The 17,217-nt window shown below is 66.9% G+C and carries 12 protein-coding genes; 6 read left to right on the top strand and 6 right to left on the bottom strand.

Going from position 1 to position 17,217, the window contains the following annotated elements:
• The first annotated feature begins 43 nt into the window (after positions 1–43).
• Positions 44–1,843: a SulP family inorganic anion transporter gene (locus RMET_RS03065; protein ID WP_011515465.1), complete on the top strand. Its 1,800-nt coding sequence runs from the start codon at positions 44–46 to the stop codon at positions 1,841–1,843.
• Between the two features lie 118 nt (positions 1,844–1,961).
• Positions 1,962–4,265: a patatin-like phospholipase family protein gene (locus tag RMET_RS03060; protein ID WP_011515464.1), complete on the top strand. Its 2,304-nt coding sequence runs from the start codon at positions 1,962–1,964 to the stop codon at positions 4,263–4,265.
• Here the strand turns inward: RMET_RS03060 and RMET_RS03055 are convergent.
• The 3 genes from RMET_RS03055 to RMET_RS03045 all read right to left on the bottom strand — a co-directional run bounded on the left by RMET_RS03055 (position 4,262) and on the right by RMET_RS03045 (position 7,189).
• Positions 4,262–5,485 carry an alpha/beta fold hydrolase gene (locus RMET_RS03055; RefSeq protein ID WP_011515463.1) on the bottom strand — a complete coding sequence of 408 codons (1,224 nt, stop codon included), beginning with the start codon at positions 5,483–5,485 and terminating at the stop codon, positions 4,262–4,264. The two genes, RMET_RS03060 and RMET_RS03055, sit on opposite strands and share 4 nt — an antisense overlap.
• Positions 5,482–6,771: an MASE1 domain-containing protein gene (locus tag RMET_RS03050; RefSeq protein WP_011515462.1), complete on the bottom strand. Its 1,290-nt coding sequence runs from the start codon at positions 6,769–6,771 to the stop codon at positions 5,482–5,484. The genes RMET_RS03055 and RMET_RS03050 overlap by 4 nt, the downstream gene beginning before the upstream one ends.
• A 133-nt stretch (positions 6,772–6,904) precedes the next feature.
• On the bottom strand, positions 6,905–7,189 hold the full coding sequence (locus RMET_RS03045; RefSeq protein WP_011515461.1) for a helix-turn-helix domain-containing protein: 285 nt from the start codon (positions 7,187–7,189) through the stop codon (positions 6,905–6,907).
• A 248-nt stretch (positions 7,190–7,437) separates the two neighbouring features.
• Here RMET_RS03045 and RMET_RS03040 point away from each other — a divergent pair, with 248 nt between their 5' ends.
• Positions 7,438–8,682 (top strand): efflux RND transporter periplasmic adaptor subunit, encoded by a 1,245-nt coding sequence (locus tag RMET_RS03040; RefSeq protein WP_104670182.1) that lies wholly within the window; start codon positions 7,438–7,440, stop codon positions 8,680–8,682.
• 19 nt (positions 8,683–8,701) lie between these two features.
• Positions 8,702–11,902, top strand: a complete 3,201-nt coding sequence (locus RMET_RS03035; protein ID WP_011515459.1) for an efflux RND transporter permease subunit — start codon at positions 8,702–8,704, stop codon at positions 11,900–11,902.
• A gap of 45 nt (positions 11,903–11,947) precedes the next feature.
• On the opposite strand, the gene RMET_RS03030 is transcribed toward RMET_RS03035, so the two are convergent.
• On the bottom strand, positions 11,948–12,322 hold the full coding sequence (locus RMET_RS03030; RefSeq protein WP_011515458.1) for a cupredoxin domain-containing protein: 375 nt from the start codon (positions 12,320–12,322) through the stop codon (positions 11,948–11,950).
• Complete coding sequence (locus RMET_RS03025; protein ID WP_011515457.1) at positions 12,319–13,209, bottom strand: metallophosphoesterase family protein; 891 nt, start codon at positions 13,207–13,209, stop codon at positions 12,319–12,321. Before RMET_RS03025 ends, RMET_RS03030 begins: the two co-directional genes overlap by 4 nt.
• A 242-nt stretch (positions 13,210–13,451) precedes the next feature.
• Here RMET_RS03025 and RMET_RS03015 point away from each other — a divergent pair, with 242 nt between their 5' ends.
• Both RMET_RS03015 and RMET_RS03010 read left to right on the top strand, forming a co-directional pair.
• Entirely contained in the window at positions 13,452–14,081 is a 630-nt protein-coding gene (locus tag RMET_RS03015) for an RNA polymerase sigma factor (RefSeq protein WP_011515456.1), read from the top strand.
• Positions 14,068–14,868 (top strand): anti-sigma factor family protein, encoded by an 801-nt coding sequence (locus RMET_RS03010; protein ID WP_011515455.1) that lies wholly within the window; start codon positions 14,068–14,070, stop codon positions 14,866–14,868. Before RMET_RS03015 ends, RMET_RS03010 begins: the two co-directional genes overlap by 14 nt.
• 96 nt (positions 14,869–14,964) lie before the next feature.
• Here the strand turns inward: RMET_RS03010 and RMET_RS03005 are convergent, their stop codons facing one another.
• The gene (locus RMET_RS03005) at positions 14,965–17,217 is read right to left on the bottom strand and encodes a xanthine dehydrogenase family protein molybdopterin-binding subunit (RefSeq protein WP_011515454.1); all 2,253 of its coding nucleotides are present in this window, start codon (positions 17,215–17,217) and stop codon (positions 14,965–14,967) included.

Genomic DNA, 17,217 nt, shown 5'->3' with positions numbered 1-17,217 from the left:
CGCCTAGACTCAGGTTCTGTGAAGTCCGCTCGGAAACAGAACCATGAGACGACAACGGCGGTCGCACCCCTGCCCCCTGCTGTCCAGGCGTCAGTCATCTGGCGCCGCAACGCTGCCCATCCCCGGGTGGCTTCTGACGTACCGGAAGGAATGGCTGGCGCCCGACGTCATTGCCGGGCTGACCGCCGCCGCCGTGGTCATCCCCAAGGCCCTGGCCTACGCCACCATCGCGGGCCTGCCTGTCGAGGTCGGCCTGTACACCGTGTTCGCCCCGATGCTGATCTACGCGCTGCTCGGCAGTTCGCGCACGCTTAGCGTCAGCACCACCACGACACTGGCAATCCTCGTGGCCGCCGCGTTCCGGCATGTGGGCCCATCGCCCAGCGCCGAAACGCTGATCACGGCCTCAGCCACGCTGACCTTCCTGGTCGGCGCCGTGCTGCTGGTGGCCCGGCTGCTGAGGCTGGGCTTCGTGGCCGACTTTATCTCCGAGCCAGTGCTGATTGGCTTCAAGGCGGGCATCGGGCTGGTCATCGTGGTGGACCAGATCCCGAAACTGCTCGGGATGCATTTCCCGAAAGGCCCGTTTTTCCACAATGTGCTGGCGATCATCCAGAACATTCCTCACGCATCCGTCGCCACGGCCGCGGTCGGCATCCTTATGGTCCTGCTGCTGTTGGGCATGGAGCACCGGTTTCCACGTGCACCGGCGCCATTGATCGCGGTGGCCGTCGGCATCATCGGCGTGTGGTTGCTGAACCTGACCGCGCATGGGGTGGCCATCGTCGGCGCGGTGCCGACCGGCCTGCCACCGGTCACCCTGCCTGACCCTACGATGATGGAACGGCTGTGGCCCGAAGCGCTGGGTATCGCGCTGATGAGCTTCACGGAGACCATCGCCGCCGGGCGAGCGTTCACCCAGGTTGGCGAGCACGCGCCCGCCGCGAACCGCGAGTTGACGGCCACCGGACTGGCCAACCTCGGCGGCGCGTTCCTCGGCGCGATGGCCGCAGGCGGAGGTACGACGCAGACCGCCGTCAACCGGCTGTCGGGGGCGCGCTCGCAACTGGCCGGCCTGGTCACGGCGCTGGCCGCGCTTGGCACGATGCTGCTGCTCGCTCCGCTGGTCGGCCGTTTGCCGGAAGCCACGCTGGCCGCGGTGGTCATCGTCTACTCCGTCTCTCTGATCAAGCCGGCCGAATTTCTGGCGATCCTTGGCATCCGCCGCACCGAATTCATCTGGGCGCTGGTCGCCCTGGCTGGCGTGGTGGCCCTGGGCACGCTGCAGGGCATCGTCGTGGCGATCGTCGTATCGATGCTGGCCCTGGCCTATCAGACCTCCGATCCGCCGGTCTACAAGCTGGCGCGCAAGCCCGGCACCAACGTATTCCGTCCGCAATCAGACGCGCACCCACACGACGAGACCGTGCCCGGCCTGCTGATGCTACGGCCCGAGGGGCGCGTCTACTTCGTCAACGCGCGGCGTATCGGTCACAAACTTCGGCCAATGATCCTGCACGACAAGCCGAAGGTGGTCGCGCTCGACCTGACCGCCGTCTCTGACATGGAATACACGGCGCTGCACATGCTGACCGATGCCGAACGCGTGCTGCGCGAGGAGGATGGCGTCATGCTCTGGCTGGTCGGGATGAATCCCGACGTGCTCGACATGGTCCGGCGCTCGGCGCTGGGCCAGACCCTGACGCATGAGCGGATGTTCTTCACGATGGACCTGGCCGCGGTCCGGTTCCAGACGGAACACGCCGATGCCGTGTGGGGGCCCATGACACAGCCAGGCACGCCGCCAGACACGCCGCCGCCCGAGTCCCGCCCACCCGGTTAAACTCCTGCCTGGTGGATTTCCCCGTCCGCCCTGTCGGCGCCAGACGGAGGCATCGCGACGTATTCGCGGCCTGCCTCCGCCCGGCGCTGTCGATCGTTCCCCTCCCGGCACCGCCATCATGTCGAGACTCGTTTCCGGGCCGCGCCGCGCACCGCTGCGCTGGCTGCCCTTGTTTTGCCTGCTCATTGCGGGCCTGTTCCAGCAGGCCTACGCCGAGTGCAGCGCCAGCCACACCTCCGCCGCCGATGCCGCACGACCGCGCATTGGCCTGGTGCTGTCCGGCGGCGGCGCACGCGGTTATGCCCACATTGGCGTGCTCAAGGCACTGGAACAGATGCACGTGCCAATCGATTGCATTGCGGCGACCAGCATGGGGGCGGTGGTCGGCGGACTGTATGCGAGCGGGATTCCGGCAAACGAACTCGACACCCGGCTATCGCAGATCAACCTGAGCGACATCGTCTTCGACCGTAACGAACGCGCGCACCTGCCGCAGACGCTGCGCGAGGACAGTTTCGAATACCCGATCGGCCTCTCGGTCGGCTATGGCGACGGCAAGGTCAAGCTGCCCGGCGGGCTGGTGCAGGGCAACCGGCTGCTGGCACTGCTGCAGGACTGGACGGCCCCGTGGCCCGGCGACATCGATTTCGACAAACTGCCCATTCCATTCCGCACCATCGCCACGGACCTCAGCTCGGGTGCGCCCGTAGTGCTCGAGAAAGGGTCCTTGCCGCGCGCAATCCGCGCCAGCGCGGCCGTGCCGGGCCTGTTCGCGCCGTTCAAGGTGGATGGGCGCACGCTGGTGGACGGTGGCCTGGTCAGCAACCTGCCTGTGCAGATGGCGCGCGACATGGGCGCCGATATCGTCATCGCGGTCAATGTGGCCTCGCCACTCGACGACCCCTCCAACCTCGATTCGCCAGCGGCCGTCACCCAGCAAATGGTGACGATCCTGATGAACCAGAATCTCGCCGCGCAGAAGGCATTGCTGGGTCAGCGGGATGTGCTGCTGGAACCCGATCTCGGCGATCTGTCGTTCACCGACTTCTCCAATGCGCGCCGTGGCGTGCAGCTTGGCTACACGGCGGCTGAAGGCATCGCGCCACGGCTGGCCGCGCTCGCGTTGCCGCCCGACGCGTGGGACCAGTACATCGCCGCCCGGGAAACGCATAGCGCGCGATTCGAGCCCAAGCGCATCGACGCCATCGAGATCCATGCCTCGGGGCGCATTCCGCCCACCTACATCAAGCAGTATCTGCGCACGCGCGAAGGCGACACCTATGACGCCGAAGCGATCAACCGCGACCTCTCGCAGCTCTCCACCACCGGCAATTTCGAAAGCGTGACGCAGGATGTGGTTACCGAGAACGGCCGGTCCGTGCTCAAGATCGACGCGCAGGAGAAATCGTGGGGGCCGCAGTTCCTGCTCTTCGGCTTCGGCATGTCCACAACGTTCGACGGCAAGGGCGCGTTCAACCTGCAACTGGGTCACCGCTATCCGTGGCTAACGCAAAGCGGTCTGGAGTGGCGCAACGACATCGTGCTGGGCAGCACCCAGGCCAAGTGGCACACGGAGCTTCGCCAACCGGTGCTGGACCGGCTGGGGTTCTATATCGCGCCATACCTCGAATACGGCCGCAAGCACGTCGATATCTACCCCGACAGCAGCCCCACCCGCAGCACCACGCCGCTCACTGCCGTGCGCGTGGACACGGCGCTGGCAGGCGTCGACCTCGGGTTGCCGATCGGCAGGCTGGGCGAGTTCCGCGTCGGCGCGAACTATCAGCAGGTCCGCTATTACTCTGACTATCTGATTGGCGCGTCAAGCAACGGCAAATTCAGTGCCTCGGTGCAGCAGCCGGTGGTACGGGCGGAACTGACGATCGACCAGCTCGATGACCCGCTCTTTCCGCGCAAGGGCTACTACTTCAATGCGGTGAACCAGCTATCGTTCGGCGGCACGGACAACAGCTTCGACGACGTCCACGGCAAGGCCCTGTGGGCGGGCAGCTACGGGCGCCATACGCTGAACCTGGCGGCCGAGGGGGCGATGACCTACAACGACCACCGCACCTCCGGCAGCGTCAGTGGCGGCCTGGGATTCACGCTGGGTGGATTCCAGCGCCTGTCAGCCTATGCGCCGGACCAGTTCTCGGGCAACTACCTGCTCTACGGCCGCATCACGTACCTGAACGAACTGCGTGAATTCGTGCTGCCGGGGCTGCGCACAACGGTGTTCGGCTCCAGCCTCGAAGTGGGCGACGTCTGGCTCAGGCGCCGCAACTTCGGCAGCGGGCCCTACAAGTCCAGCGCCAGTCTGTTCATCGGCGGCAACAGCGTGATCGGCCCGCTCTACTTTGGCGTCGCGGCGGCGCCGCAGGGTGTGTGGAATATCTACCTGCAACTGGGCCGCGTGTTCTAGCCCGCCTGGCGGACCAGCGGCGCATCGCTGTCCGCCGCCGATTCGGGACGGTACTCGACCGCGCGGATGCGGCCGTTGGCTAGTCGTAGCGTCTGCGTGCCACGGCCATCCATCGGCTGACCGTCGAACCGGTACGACGCCGCGATGTCGATTTCCACCGTCTGGCCGTCGATGCGCGGCGCGCCGGCCACCTCGATCCGTACGCTATCGCCAGCCAGTTGCTCCACGCGCTGGAACAGACCGATCACGGCATCCCGGTCTGCATAGACCCCTGCCAGCGGATGCTCACCCAGATGGCGCCATTCAATGGCCGGATCGAGCAGCGGATAGACGGTCTCGAAATGCCGCGTGGTCAGCGCGGAGAGATACTCGCCCACCAGCGTGGCGACGGCTTCCGCAGCCATCGGCATCTCCACCGACCGACGCGCGCGGGGTCTGCCGGCGGACGCCTCCAGCCCCAGGAACTCGAGCACGCTGGCGATGACCTGCTCGCGATCGTTATCCACACAGATCATGTGATAGCTGTTCTCGAGCACCACACCCCGCACCTGCGGCACCGCGCCGAGCAGGAAATCGTACGAGCGCAACGTGGTCAGCTCGTCCTCGCGCGCGTTGACGACCAGCGTCGGGCAAGGCACGCGGTGCGCGCTGTCCAGCACCCAGCGGCGCAGACGGTCCACCTGCCGGATGCAGGTCAACGGCACCCAGCGATAGTGGAAGTTGTCGCCGCGCTCGAACTTGGCCTTGACGATGGCGCGCACCAGGTCGTTCTTGATGCCGAACGGCTCGTTCTCCTCCACCTTGATACGCGTGGGCAGCCCCGGCAGGTGATAGACCACGTGCCGCAGCCAGCGGTAGGACGGCGTGGACCAGCCGTCGATATAGACCGGGGCGGCCAGCGCCACCAGTTGGCCCTTGCGATGCTGGCGCCGCGCGACCAGTTCCAGCGCGAGCAGCGCTCCCATGCACATGCCGATGACATGAAACGTGTCGTACTGGCCGACCAGTTCGTCGTAGGCCTGGGTCACCACGTCAATCCACTGCTCCGCCACCACGGGCAACAGGTCCTCGGGCACGCCGCCATGACCGGGCAGCGTGACGGCGTGCGTCTCCACGCCCGCGCGGCGCAGCACCTTGTGCATCGGCCCGAGGTCGTACTGGGTACCGCCCAAGCCGTGAATCAGCAGGGCTCCGATGCGTGGAGCCTGTTGCGTTGTCATGCCGCGCGCCGCCCTTCCGTGTCGTGGGAGGCGATCACGCGCCATGCGCCGGCAATCAACGCGACGGAATCGTCGCCGTCGAGCAGCGGGCCACTCATGTCGACGATCGTCGTGGTGGCGCCCGCCGGCAGCAAGAGCCGGAACGTCAGGTCACCGCGCGTCTCGCCATCGCACTCACGCAGCCAGCGGCGGCGCACCTCGGCACGGTCGTCCGGATGCACGCGGGCCAGGACATCGTCGAGCGTGGACAACGCCGAGTCGTGCAGGCCCAGCGCGCGTTCGACGCTGCCGCTCCAGCGCAGCCGCCCGCTATGCGGATCAAGGCGGTAGACGAGTTGCCCACTGGCAGCCAGCGCCAGTTCCACGTCATTCTGGCGTGCGGCGGCCTGCGCGTTCGTCTGCTCGCGCGCCGTTCGCAGCGTATTGATCAGCAGCGTCAGCAGCGCGGCTACGGCCAGGTAAAGCTGCGCGATCAACAGGGAGTCGCCGTGGTACAGCGCGGTTTCGGCAAACGGGCCGTCGCCCTGCGCCGTATTGACCAGCACGAGCACGGTCAGCAACGCCACGGCGACCGATCCGCCACGCCCACCGAGCAGCAACGCCACGATGGCCACGAAGAACAACGGGATATAGGTCAGCGCATAGGCCACGCCGAGCGAGAGCTGCGCGATCCGCGTGCCGTCGAACACCAGTGCAGCGGTGGCCAGCACACATGCCAGCGCGGCCAGGCCGAAGAAGAACTCGCCGGGCTGGCGGCCGCCCGAACGTGCGGCGCGAAAACGCGCCCATCCGGCGAAGACCGGCGTGACGATCAGCACCCCGACGAAGTCCGCCGCGGCCCACACCTTGGCGGTAGCCCAGAACGGCACATCAAGGAATAGCCAGAACCAGCCCGCGCCGATGACCGCCCCGCCGACACTGGCGATTACGCCAGCCAGCAGCAGTCCGCGCAGGAACGCCAGCCCTTCCAGCGAGAACTTGGTCAGGTGGATCACGGCCACGGCCAGCGCCGCGAAGCCAATCTCATCGAGGGAGAACAGCAGCATCCGGAACGCATCGCGCCCTTCCACCATGCCCAGCAGCATCTGCGCCACCAGGAACGCCAGGCCGAGCCCGAGCCAGCGGCGCATCGGCGCCAGCATGAAAGCGGCCACGGTCACGCCGGCCGGCAGCCAGATGTAGCCGGCGGCCGTGAACGGCCCATTGAATTTGTGCGAAAAGTATCCGAGGACGAAATACAGGATTGCCCAGAGCGGCAATGTGACGGCCCGGTTGGTGAGATTCACTGTGATGTTCCCGATTCAGTATGACTGACTATCACCATGATCTGAACGGCAAGACGAGGCCCGCCGTTGACCTGGGCCGCCAGAAGTGTGGCGGATTGTACACAGCAGGGTCAGGCAAGACCGCGCTGTGGCGTCAATTCATGCCGCTGGCGTCGACGTAGCCGAGCGCCTCGCGCACAGCCACGCGTGCCTTGAGCGTATAACAGACACGGCGGTCGCGAATCGCCAGGGCCAGAATCTCGCCCTGAGTCATTTCCTGGAAGTGGTGCGCGGCGTGGCGCAGCGTCAGGCCGGCCAGTTCGGCCAGCTCCGCCGCGGACATGCCTTCCTCGCCCGCCTCGAGCAGGGCCCGGCAGATCGTGACGCGGACGGGAGCCGTCAGCAGTGCCAAGACGAGGGCGCTTTCCTGAGTCTCCATGGTCTACCCCTTTCCTCTAACCCTTTCGTTGTTGTGTCAGGCCGCGGGCCACGAATTGCGGCCTCCCGCCTATCTTCTACGCTGCACATCGTGGCAGCGCAATAGGAGAATGGATGGAGGCCCACGCAAGGGCCCGAGGCTTGACGCGCGAGTCACATCGTGAGCCTGAAATAATCAGTAATAAGGCGGTCATATCTCACATGACAGCCACGGACTATGCTTGTCGAGTCAAGCGACCAATGTCACGCATGTCTGCTTCGCCTCCCCCCCGCCGGCGGCCATTGGCCATAGCCCTGTACGTCGTCATCGCCATCGTGGTGGTCTGGCTGGTTGCCAGGCCACTGGGACGATGGCTGTTCCCGCCCAAGGCCCCGCAGGCGAACCCGGCCATCGTGGTTACCACGGCCGCGGCGCAAGGCGAGGACGTGGACATTGGCCTGACCGGCGTCGGCACAGTCCAGGCCATGCAGACTGTGACGGTCAAGCCACGCGTGGACGGGCAGCTCGAGCGCGTTGGCTTCGTCGAAGGCCAGGACGTCAAGGAAGGCCAGGTGCTGGCGCAGATCGACCCACGCACGTTCCAGGCGCAACTGCAGCAGGCGCAGGCCACCAAGGCGCGCGACGAGGCGCAGCTTGCCAACGCTCGCCTGGACCTGAAACGCTACGAAGAACTGATCAAGGTCGACTCGACCACGCGCCAGACACTCGACACCCAACGCGCGCTGGTCGACCAGCTTGCCGCCGCCGTGCGCAATGACGAAGCGCAGATCGCGCTGGACAAGGTGCAGCTCGATTTCACGACCATCACGGCGCCGCTCTCCGGCCGCGTCGGCGCCCGGCTGGTCGACCCCGGCAATATCGTCCATGCCACCGACACCACCGGCCTCGTCGTGATCCGCCAGATCGACCCGATCGACGTCGTCTTCACGCTGCCCGACGACGCCTTCGGCCGCATCAACCGCGCGATGCAAGCCAGCCAGTCGCCACTGGTGGTGTTCGCCCACGAGCGCGGCACCGACGCCGACCTCGGGCACGGCGGCCTGATCCTGCTGAACAACACGATCGACACCACCAGCGGCACCATCCAGCTCAAGGCGCGCTTTCCGAATCCGAAGCACCTGCTGTGGCCGGGCCAGTACGTCAACGCCCGGCTCGTGCTGGGCCAGCGTGACCGCGCGGTGGTCATTCCGGCGTCCGCGGTGCAACGTAACGATGCCGGTACCTATGTCTATGCGGTGCAGGCGGACCAGACCGTGAAGCTGCAGCCGGTGGAGGTAGCGGAACTCCAGGGCGCGCGGGCCGTGATCGCCAAGGGCGTCCAGGCCGGGGAGCGCGTGGTGGCCGATGGCCAGTACAAGCTCAAGCCCGGCTCGCTGATTGCCGAGGCGCCCGCGCGGCCAGGCACCGCACCGACTGGCGGGGCGGCCGCCGAGTCCACTGCCGCCACCTCCCCTGCTGTCGCCGCCAGCGCCACGGCCGCCGTACGCCAGTGAGCCTTCCGATGAGCCACCCATGAGTATTTCGGCCACCTTCATCAAGCGGCCGATCGGCACATCGCTGCTGGCGCTCGCGTTGCTGCTCGTTGGCCTGGCCGCGTGGCCACTGCTGCCGATCGCCCCGCTGCCGCAAGTGGACTTTCCGACCATCCAGGTCACAGTCAACCTGCCGGGCGCCAATCCCGAGACGATGGCGTCGAACGTGGCGCAGCCGCTCGAACGGCAGTTCTCGCTGATCGCGGGGCTGTCGCAGATGACGTCGACCAGCGCGCAAGGCACCACGCAGATCACGCTGCAGTTCGACCTGAACCGCAGCATCGACGCCGCCGCCGTGGACGTGCAGGCCGCCATCAACGCCGCGGGCGGCCAGCTTCCGTCCAACCTGCCGACACCCCCGACGTTCCGCAAGATCAACCCCGCCGACGCGCCGATCCTGGTGCTGGCGGTGCAGTCCGACGCGCTGCCGCTGACCACCGTCAACGACTTCGCCGACAACATCCTGGCGCAGCAGATCTCGCAGATCGAAGGCGTCGGCCTGGTCAACATTGGCGGCCAGCAGAAGCCGGCCGTGCGCATCCAGGTAGACCCGGCCAAGCTCGCGTCGATGGGCCTGAGCATGGAAGACATCCGTGGCGTGATCGCGGCGACCACGGTCAACCAGCCAACCGGCGCCACCGATGGCGCGACCAAGGCCTTCAACGTCTACACCAACGACCAGATCACCCGCGCGGCGCCGTGGAACGACATGGTGCTGGCGTGGCGCAACGGCGCCCCGGTGCGCGTGCGCGATGTCGGCGTGGCGGTGGATGGCCCGGAGAACAACCGGCTCGCGGGCTGGGCGTTCGCCGGCGCCGCCGCCCCCGCTGACAACACGTTCCACAACGGCCGCGCGATCATCCTGGCCGTGACCAAGCAGCCGGGCGCCAACGTGATCGCCACGGTGGACCGCATCAAGGCCGCCCTACCCCGCCTGCAGCTTTCGATTCCGGCCGCGGTCAACGTCAACGTGCTGGCAGACCGCACGCAGAACATCCGCGCCTCGGAAGCCGATGTCGAGTTCACGCTGATCCTGACCATCGTGCTGGTGGTCGGCATCATCTTCGTGTTCCTGCGCGACGTATGGGCCACGGTGATCCCGAGCATCACCGTGCCGCTGGCGCTGCTGGGCACGGCCGGAGGCATGTACCTGCTGGGCTACAGCCGCGACAACCTGTCGCTGATGGCGCTGACGATTGCCGTGGGCTTCGTCGTCGATGATGCGATCGTGATGCTTGAGAACATCTATCGCCACGTGGAAGCGGGCATGTCGCCGCTGGAGGCTGCGCTGCAGGGTGCCGGCGAGATCGCGTTCACGATCGTGTCGATCTCTGTGTCGCTGGTGGCCGTGTTCATCCCGCTGCTGCTGATGGGCGGCATCGTCGGCCGGCTGTTCCGCGAATTCGCGGTCACGGTGACGCTGACGATCGCGGTATCGGTGATCGTCTCGCTGACGCTGACGCCGATGATGTGCGCAAAATTCCTGCAGCCGCACGACCCGGCCCACGCCCGCCATCACGGACGGCTCTACCTGATGTTCGAGCGCGGCTTCGATGCGATGCTCGGTGCGTACCGGCGCGGGCTCGATCACGTGCTCGATCACCAGTTCCTGACGTTGTGCGTGTTCCTGCTGACCGTGGCCACCACGGTAGTGCTGTTCGTGATCATCCCGAAGGGCTTCTTTCCCCAGCAGGACACCGGCTTCGTGTTCGGCACCGCGGAGTCCGCGCAGGACGCATCATTCAAGTCGATGAACGCGCGCATGGTGGCGCTGGCGGACGTGGTCCGCAGCGACCCCGACATCTCGGCCGTCGGCATGACCGGCGGGCAGAACACGGTCAACACTGGCAACTTCTTCATCGCGCTGCGCCCGAAGGAGGAAGGCCGCACGGCCACGGCTGACGAGATCATCGCGCGGCTGCGACCGAAGCTGGCCAAGGTGGAGGGCGCCAACCTGTTCCTGCAAGCCGGACAGGACATCAACGTTGGCGGGCGGCTGTCGCGCACGCAGTACCAGTACACGCTCACCGACGCCAACCTCGCCGAACTCAACGACTGGGCGCCGCGCGTCCTGGAGCGGTTCCGCCAGTTGCCGCAACTGGCCGACGTAGCGTCCGACCAGCAGAACTCCGCGGCCGCGGCCATGCTGACGATCGACCGCGCGCGGGCGTCGAGCTTCGGCATCACACCGGCGCTGATCGACGCCACGATCTACGACGCGATCGGCCAGCGCCAGGTGGCACAGTACTTCACGCAGATCAACAGCTACCACGTGGTCCTCGAAGCCACGCCACAATTGCAGGACGACCCGCGCCTGTTCGACAAGCTCTACCTGACGTCCCCGATCACCGGCGAGCAGGTGCCGCTATCGTCGTTCGTGAAGATCGACACGAACCGCACGGCCTACCTGGCGATCGGCCACCAGGGGCAGTTCCCGGCGGTGACCATCTCGTTCAACCTGGCGCAGGGCGCGTCGCTGGGTGACGCCGTGGAGGCCATCAACAAGGCCCTGGCCGGCATGGGGCGGCCACGCACGCTCGGCGGCGCGTTCCAGGGTACCGCGCAGGCATTCGGCGCGTCGCTCGCTTCGCAGCCCTACCTGATCGCCGCCGCGCTGATCGCGGTGTACATCGTGCTGGGGCTGCTCTACGAGAGCTATATCCACCCGCTGACGATTCTTTCGACGCTGCCGTCCGCCGGCGTCGGCGCGCTGCTGGTGCTGATGCTGGGTGGCTACGACTTCACCGTGATCGCGCTGATCGGGATCATCCTGCTGATCGGCATCGTCAAGAAGAACGGCATCATGATGGTCGACTTCGCGCTGGTGGCCGAGCGCGAGCGCGGCATGTCTCCGCGCGACGCGATCTACGAGGCGTGTCTGCTGCGCTTCCGCCCGATCATGATGACCACGATGTGCGCGCTGCTGGCGGGGCTGCCGCTTATGCTCGGGCACGGCGCGGGGTCCGAACTGCGTCGGCCGCTGGGCTACGCGATGGTCGGCGGGCTGGTGGTGTCGCAGATGCTCACGCTGTTCAGCACGCCGGTGGTCTATCTCTACCTGGATCGCGCGCACTATTGGTACATGCGCCGCAAGGCCGCGCGCGGCGGCGGCAAGCCGCCACCCACGCAACAAACACCGCACGGCAAGTCGCACGAGTACATGGGTGGAGAGGGCGAGTGACGGCCTTTCGGCCGGAGAGACGCCAGAACCATTTTGATGGCGTCTCTACGTCACCTCGATGAGGCCGCTCATGTTCTCGTGCCCCGACCCGCAGAAGATGTCGCACAGAAAGCCATAGCTGCCGGGCTTGCCCGCCGTCAGCGTCACCTTGATCGCCTGGCCGGGCGGCAGGTCCGCACGGACGTCGAAGTCGGGCGCGGAGAATCCCATCACCACGTCTTCCGCCGTGATCGACAGCACCACGGTCTCACCCGCCTTGAGCTTCACGCGATCTGGGATGAACACGAAGCGCCGCGCGCGCATCGGGATCACGCGCGGCGCCGCGGCATCACTCCGACTCACCACCGACACCACGGGCACCACCGCGGCGGCCAGCATCCAGCCCAGCAGCGTGCGACGGCTTGCGTTGGCGGTGTTCATGCCTTGCTCCCGTTGACGGAGACCTCACCCAGCCGGAATCCGTCAGGCGACGGTGTAGCCGTCACCTGACGCCAACCCAGACCCTGATACGGATGCGCGGCATCCCATGGAATGGGCAAGCGCTTCGGCTGCGACCCGGCGGCCGGCAGCGGAAACATCAGCGAGCGCGCCGCATGGTGCGCGATGTGGCCGGTCATATGGTGATGCTCCTGGTGGATATGGCCGTAGAACACCGTGACGTTGCGGTACGGCATCAGGATGTCGATGACCTGCGCGCCATCGCGCGTGGCCCAATCCCACTGTGGATAGAGATCGAACAGCGGCCGGTGCGTGAACACGACGATGCGCGCGTCGCGCGACTGCTTCGCCAGGTCGTCGGCCAGCCACTTGCGCTGCGCCTCGCCCACCATGCCGGCCGGATCGGACACGTTGTCGAGCACGATGGCGTGCAGGCCCTTGTGATCGAAGGTGTAGTGCGTGGGCCCGAACAGCTCGCGGAATGCCTCGCCCGCGTCCAGGCTGGCATCGTGCTCGCCCGGCATCAGGTGCACCGCGCCCGCACGCAGCGGCGCGATGATGTCGCGTACCTCCGTCATGCGGCGGCGGCGCTCGGCCGGATCGTCGGTGGAATGCGTCAGGTCGCCCGTGAACATGATGAAATCGGGCTGGCTCGGCAATGCGTTGACGGCCGCCACGGCCTTCGGCAACGTGCCGCGCGCGTCCGGATTCGGCGGCCCTTCGAACCCCCAGTGCGAATCGGACAATTGCACGAACACAAAGTCCTCGTCACGCCCCGCCGCCCAGCCGGGCAGCGCCGATGCGACCACGGCACCGCCTGCCGCGCCCGCCAGGCGCAATATGTCGCGCCGACTCCAGTTTCCGTGCATGACAGCCTCCTTCGTTCTGTGGGTGGTGACTGTCATACCGGAGGTGCTCGGGGTTTATTCCCGGGGCCGTGGAATTCTGATGCACCACCACCACACCACCACCGCGCCGCCACACGGGAGTGGTGAGAACACCATTGGCGCCGGACAAGCGCCGGGAATAGAATCGGCCCAGCGCCGGTATAACGGGGGAGACGCACTCATGCCGCTATGCCATTTCGACCAGCCGACACGCAAGGACTGACTTGGACGCCGCCAACACGCGCCGCCGCTTCGACGACCTGGTGCTGCCGCATCTGGACGCCGCCTACAACCTCGCCCGCTGGTTATGCGGCAATCCGGGCGATGCCGATGACGTGGTGCAGGAAGCATTCCTGCGCGCGTTCCGGCTGTTCGGCAGCTTCCGCGGCGACCAGCCCCGGCCCTGGCTGCTGGCCATCGTGCGCAACACGTGGTTCACCACGTGGCAGAAGCGCAAGGCGGCGGCCGAGGTGGAGTACGACGAAGCCGCGCCGCCGGGTGAACTACCCGACTGGCATGGCGGGCCCGGCGACCCGGAGCAATGGCTGGTGCGCGACGAGGATGTGCGACTGGTGCATGCCGCGCTGGAGCGACTGCCGGTCGTGTTTCGGGAGGTACTGGTGCTGCGCGAACTGGAGGAACTGCATTACCGCGACATCGCACGCATCGCCGATATTCCGGTCGGCACCGTGATGTCGCGGCTGGCACGTGGCAGGCGAATGCTGGCCGCCGCCGTCGTGGCCGTGCGCGACGAAGGCGCGGTACGGCTGGCACATCCCGACGCCCCCAACACCGCCAACGCCCCGGCCGATATCGTTCAACCCGCAGGAGGCACCCGCCATGGACTGCAATGACGCCCGCAACCTGCTGCAGGCCTGCGCCGATGGCGAAGTCGGCGCGGCCGACAGCGTGCGTCTGGAACGCCACCTCGAGGATTGCGAGTCGTGCGTCGACAGCCTGCGCAACCTGCAGGCACTGCGCGCGGCCACCCGTCATGGCGCGGCATACCATCGCGCGCCAGCCGATCTGCGCGCGCGCATCCTGGCATCGCTACCCGCCCCCGCCGAGCCCGGATTTGTCGACTCTGGCGCTGCCGAGCCCGCGGGCTGGCGCAGTTGGTTCACATGGTCGCCCGCCGTCAACGCCGCACTGGCCACGATCACGGCTGCGGCCGTAGGACTGAGCCTGTTCCAGTTCAATCAGCAGCCGTCGGAGGGTGACCTGACCGCGAACGCGATCGTCGCCAGCCACGTGCGTGGCCTGATCTCGAATCGCGCGATCGACGTCGTGTCGTCGGACCAGCACACGGTCAAACCCTGGTTCAACGGCCGCATCGACTACGCGCCCGACGTGCGCGACCTGGGCGCGGCAGGATTTCCGCTGGTAGGCGGACGGCTCGATTACGTCGACGGTCAGCGTGTGGCGGTCATCGTCTACCGGCGCAACCAGCATCCGATCGACGTGTTCGTCATACCGGGCAACAACTCGGGGGCACTGGGGGAACGGGAACGCCAGGGCTACCAGATCGAAACCTGGAGCGCGCACGGCATGCGCTACTGGGCCGTGACCGATGCCTCGGCCGGCGACCTGCGCGCGTTCGTGCAGGCGTGGAGGAATGCGGAAGGGGGAGTGGAACGCTAGGAGCCGTGGGATTGCTCGTGTTGTGCGCCCCCGCTCCCATTTGTAGGAGCGGGGGCGCAAACCCACCTTAACGCAAACACGCAAACGCGCAAACGCTCAGGTCAGCACAAACGGCATCTGACGCTGACGCTTGCCCGTCAGCCGGAACAGCGCGTTGGCGATCGCCGGCGAGATCGCCGGAACGCCCGGCTCGCCGAGCCCGGTCGGGTTGTCGTTCGACGGCACGAAGAACACGTCCACCACTGGCGCATCGGTAATGCGGGGAGGCGGATAGTCGGGGAAGTTGCTGTTCTTCACCACGCCGTTCTCGATCTCGATCGCAAACCCGGGCTTGGTCATCGATATGCCGAACACGCAGCCGCCCTGGACCTGGGCTTCCGCGGTCAGCGGGTTGACCACGCGGTTGGCATGCACACCCGCCGTGACGCGGTGCACCTTCGGCTGGCCCTTCTCGATCGACACGTCGACCACGTACGCCACCACCGAGCCGAACGATTCATGCACGGCCACGCCCCAGGCGTGTCCCTTGGGCAATTTCTTCTTGCCGTAGCCCGACTTGTCCACGGCAAGCTGGAGCGCCGCGCGATGACGTGCGTGCGCCTTCTCGTCGAGCCGCGCCATGCGCCATGCCACGGGGTCCTGCTTGGCGGCAGTGGCCATCTCGTCGGCCAGCGTTTCCTTGACGAACGCCGTGTGCGTGTTGCCCACGGAGCGCCACCAGAGTACGGGCACATCGGTCTTCGGGTGATGCACGTTCAGCTGCAGCGGCAGGCCGTAGTCGTTTTCGATGATGCCCTCGACCATGGTCGCATCGACGCCGTTCTTGACCATCATCGGCTCGAACGGCGTGCCGGTGATGATCGACTGGCCGACGATCGTATGCTGCCAACCCACCACCTTGCCTTGCGCGTCCACACCGACGCGCGCGCGGTGCACGTGCAGCGGACGGTAGTAGCCACCCTTGATGTCGTCCTCACGGCTCCACATCACCTTGAGCGGTTCGGTGTGGCCAGCGGCGATCCAGCTACGCATCACGTTGGCCGATTCCACCAGATAGTCGGAAGTCGGTACGGCACGGCGTCCGAAGCCGCCGCCCGCCATCATCGTGTTGAGCGTGACCTTGTCCGGCGTGAGCCCCAGCGTGCGGGCGATCGCGGCCTGGTCGATGGTCTGGAACTGCGAGCCCACCCACACCTTGACGGCCGTGGCCTTGTTCGCGGCGATCTCGGCCTGCATCGTGCAGTTCAACGGTTCCATCGGCGCATGGGCCAGGTACGGCACGCGGTACTCGGCCTCGATCACCTTCGCGGCGCCGGACAGCGCCGTGTCGATGTTGCCGCCTTCCAGCGCCCTGGCCACGGTGCCCGGCTGCGCGGCCAGCTTGCTGTACTCATCGAACAGCGCCGCCGAACTGACCTTCGAGCCTGCGTCTTCCCAGACGATTTCCAGTGCCTCGCGCGCGGTCTTCGCCGGCCAGTAGCCATCGGCCACCACCGCCACGCCGGTGCCACCACGATCGACGGGCACCAGGAAGACATCGGCCACGCCCTTGATCTTGCGCGCCTTGTCCGCATTGAACGACTTGACCTTGCCACCGAAGCGCGGCGGATGGGCCACCACGGCCACCTTCATATCCTTGAGCTTCACGTCCAGCCCGAACACGCCATCGCCATGCAGCTTGGAAGCGGCATCCAGGCGCGGCGTCGGCTTGCCGACGATGCGGAACTGCGCCGGGTCCTTGAGCTTGACCTGCGCCGGCACCGGCTGCGCCATGGCGGCCTGCGCCAATTCGCCATACGTGGCGCGGTTGGCGCCCGAAGTCACCACGCCGAGCGACGTCGCGCAGCTTGCCGGGTCCACCTTCCACTGCTGGGCCGCCGCGGCGATCAGCATCGCGCGCGCCCGCGCGCCCAGCTCGCGGTACTGTTCGAACGAATGATTGACCGCCGTGGAGCCGCCGGTCATCTGGATGCCGAACATCGGGTCCTTGTAAGGATCGCCTGCCGGCGCCAGGATCGCGCGCACGTTCTTCCAGTCGACGTCGAGCTCCTCGGCCAGCGCCATCGGCAGCGCGGTGTGCACGCCCTGGCCGAATTCGAGCCGGTTCACGGCAACCGTCACGGTGTTGTCCGGCGCGATCTGCAGAAAGGCCTGCGGCGAGGAAGCCGGCTTGGCCGCACCCTGCGCATGGGCCGATTCCACGACGCTACCGATGCCGAGCGCCAGCCCGCCACCGGCCATGCCGGTCAGTTTGAGGAAGCCACGGCGCGTCAGCGGCGCCACGGCATCGCCAGTTTTCACCGCTGCGCCGCTGCCGCCGGCCAGTGCTTCAATCCCACGAATTCGCAT

The sequence above is a fragment of the Cupriavidus metallidurans CH34 genome, assembly GCF_000196015.1.
GTDB classification, from domain to species: domain Bacteria; phylum Pseudomonadota; class Gammaproteobacteria; order Burkholderiales; family Burkholderiaceae; genus Cupriavidus; species Cupriavidus metallidurans.
This window is presented reverse-complemented; position numbering and strand designations above follow the sequence as displayed.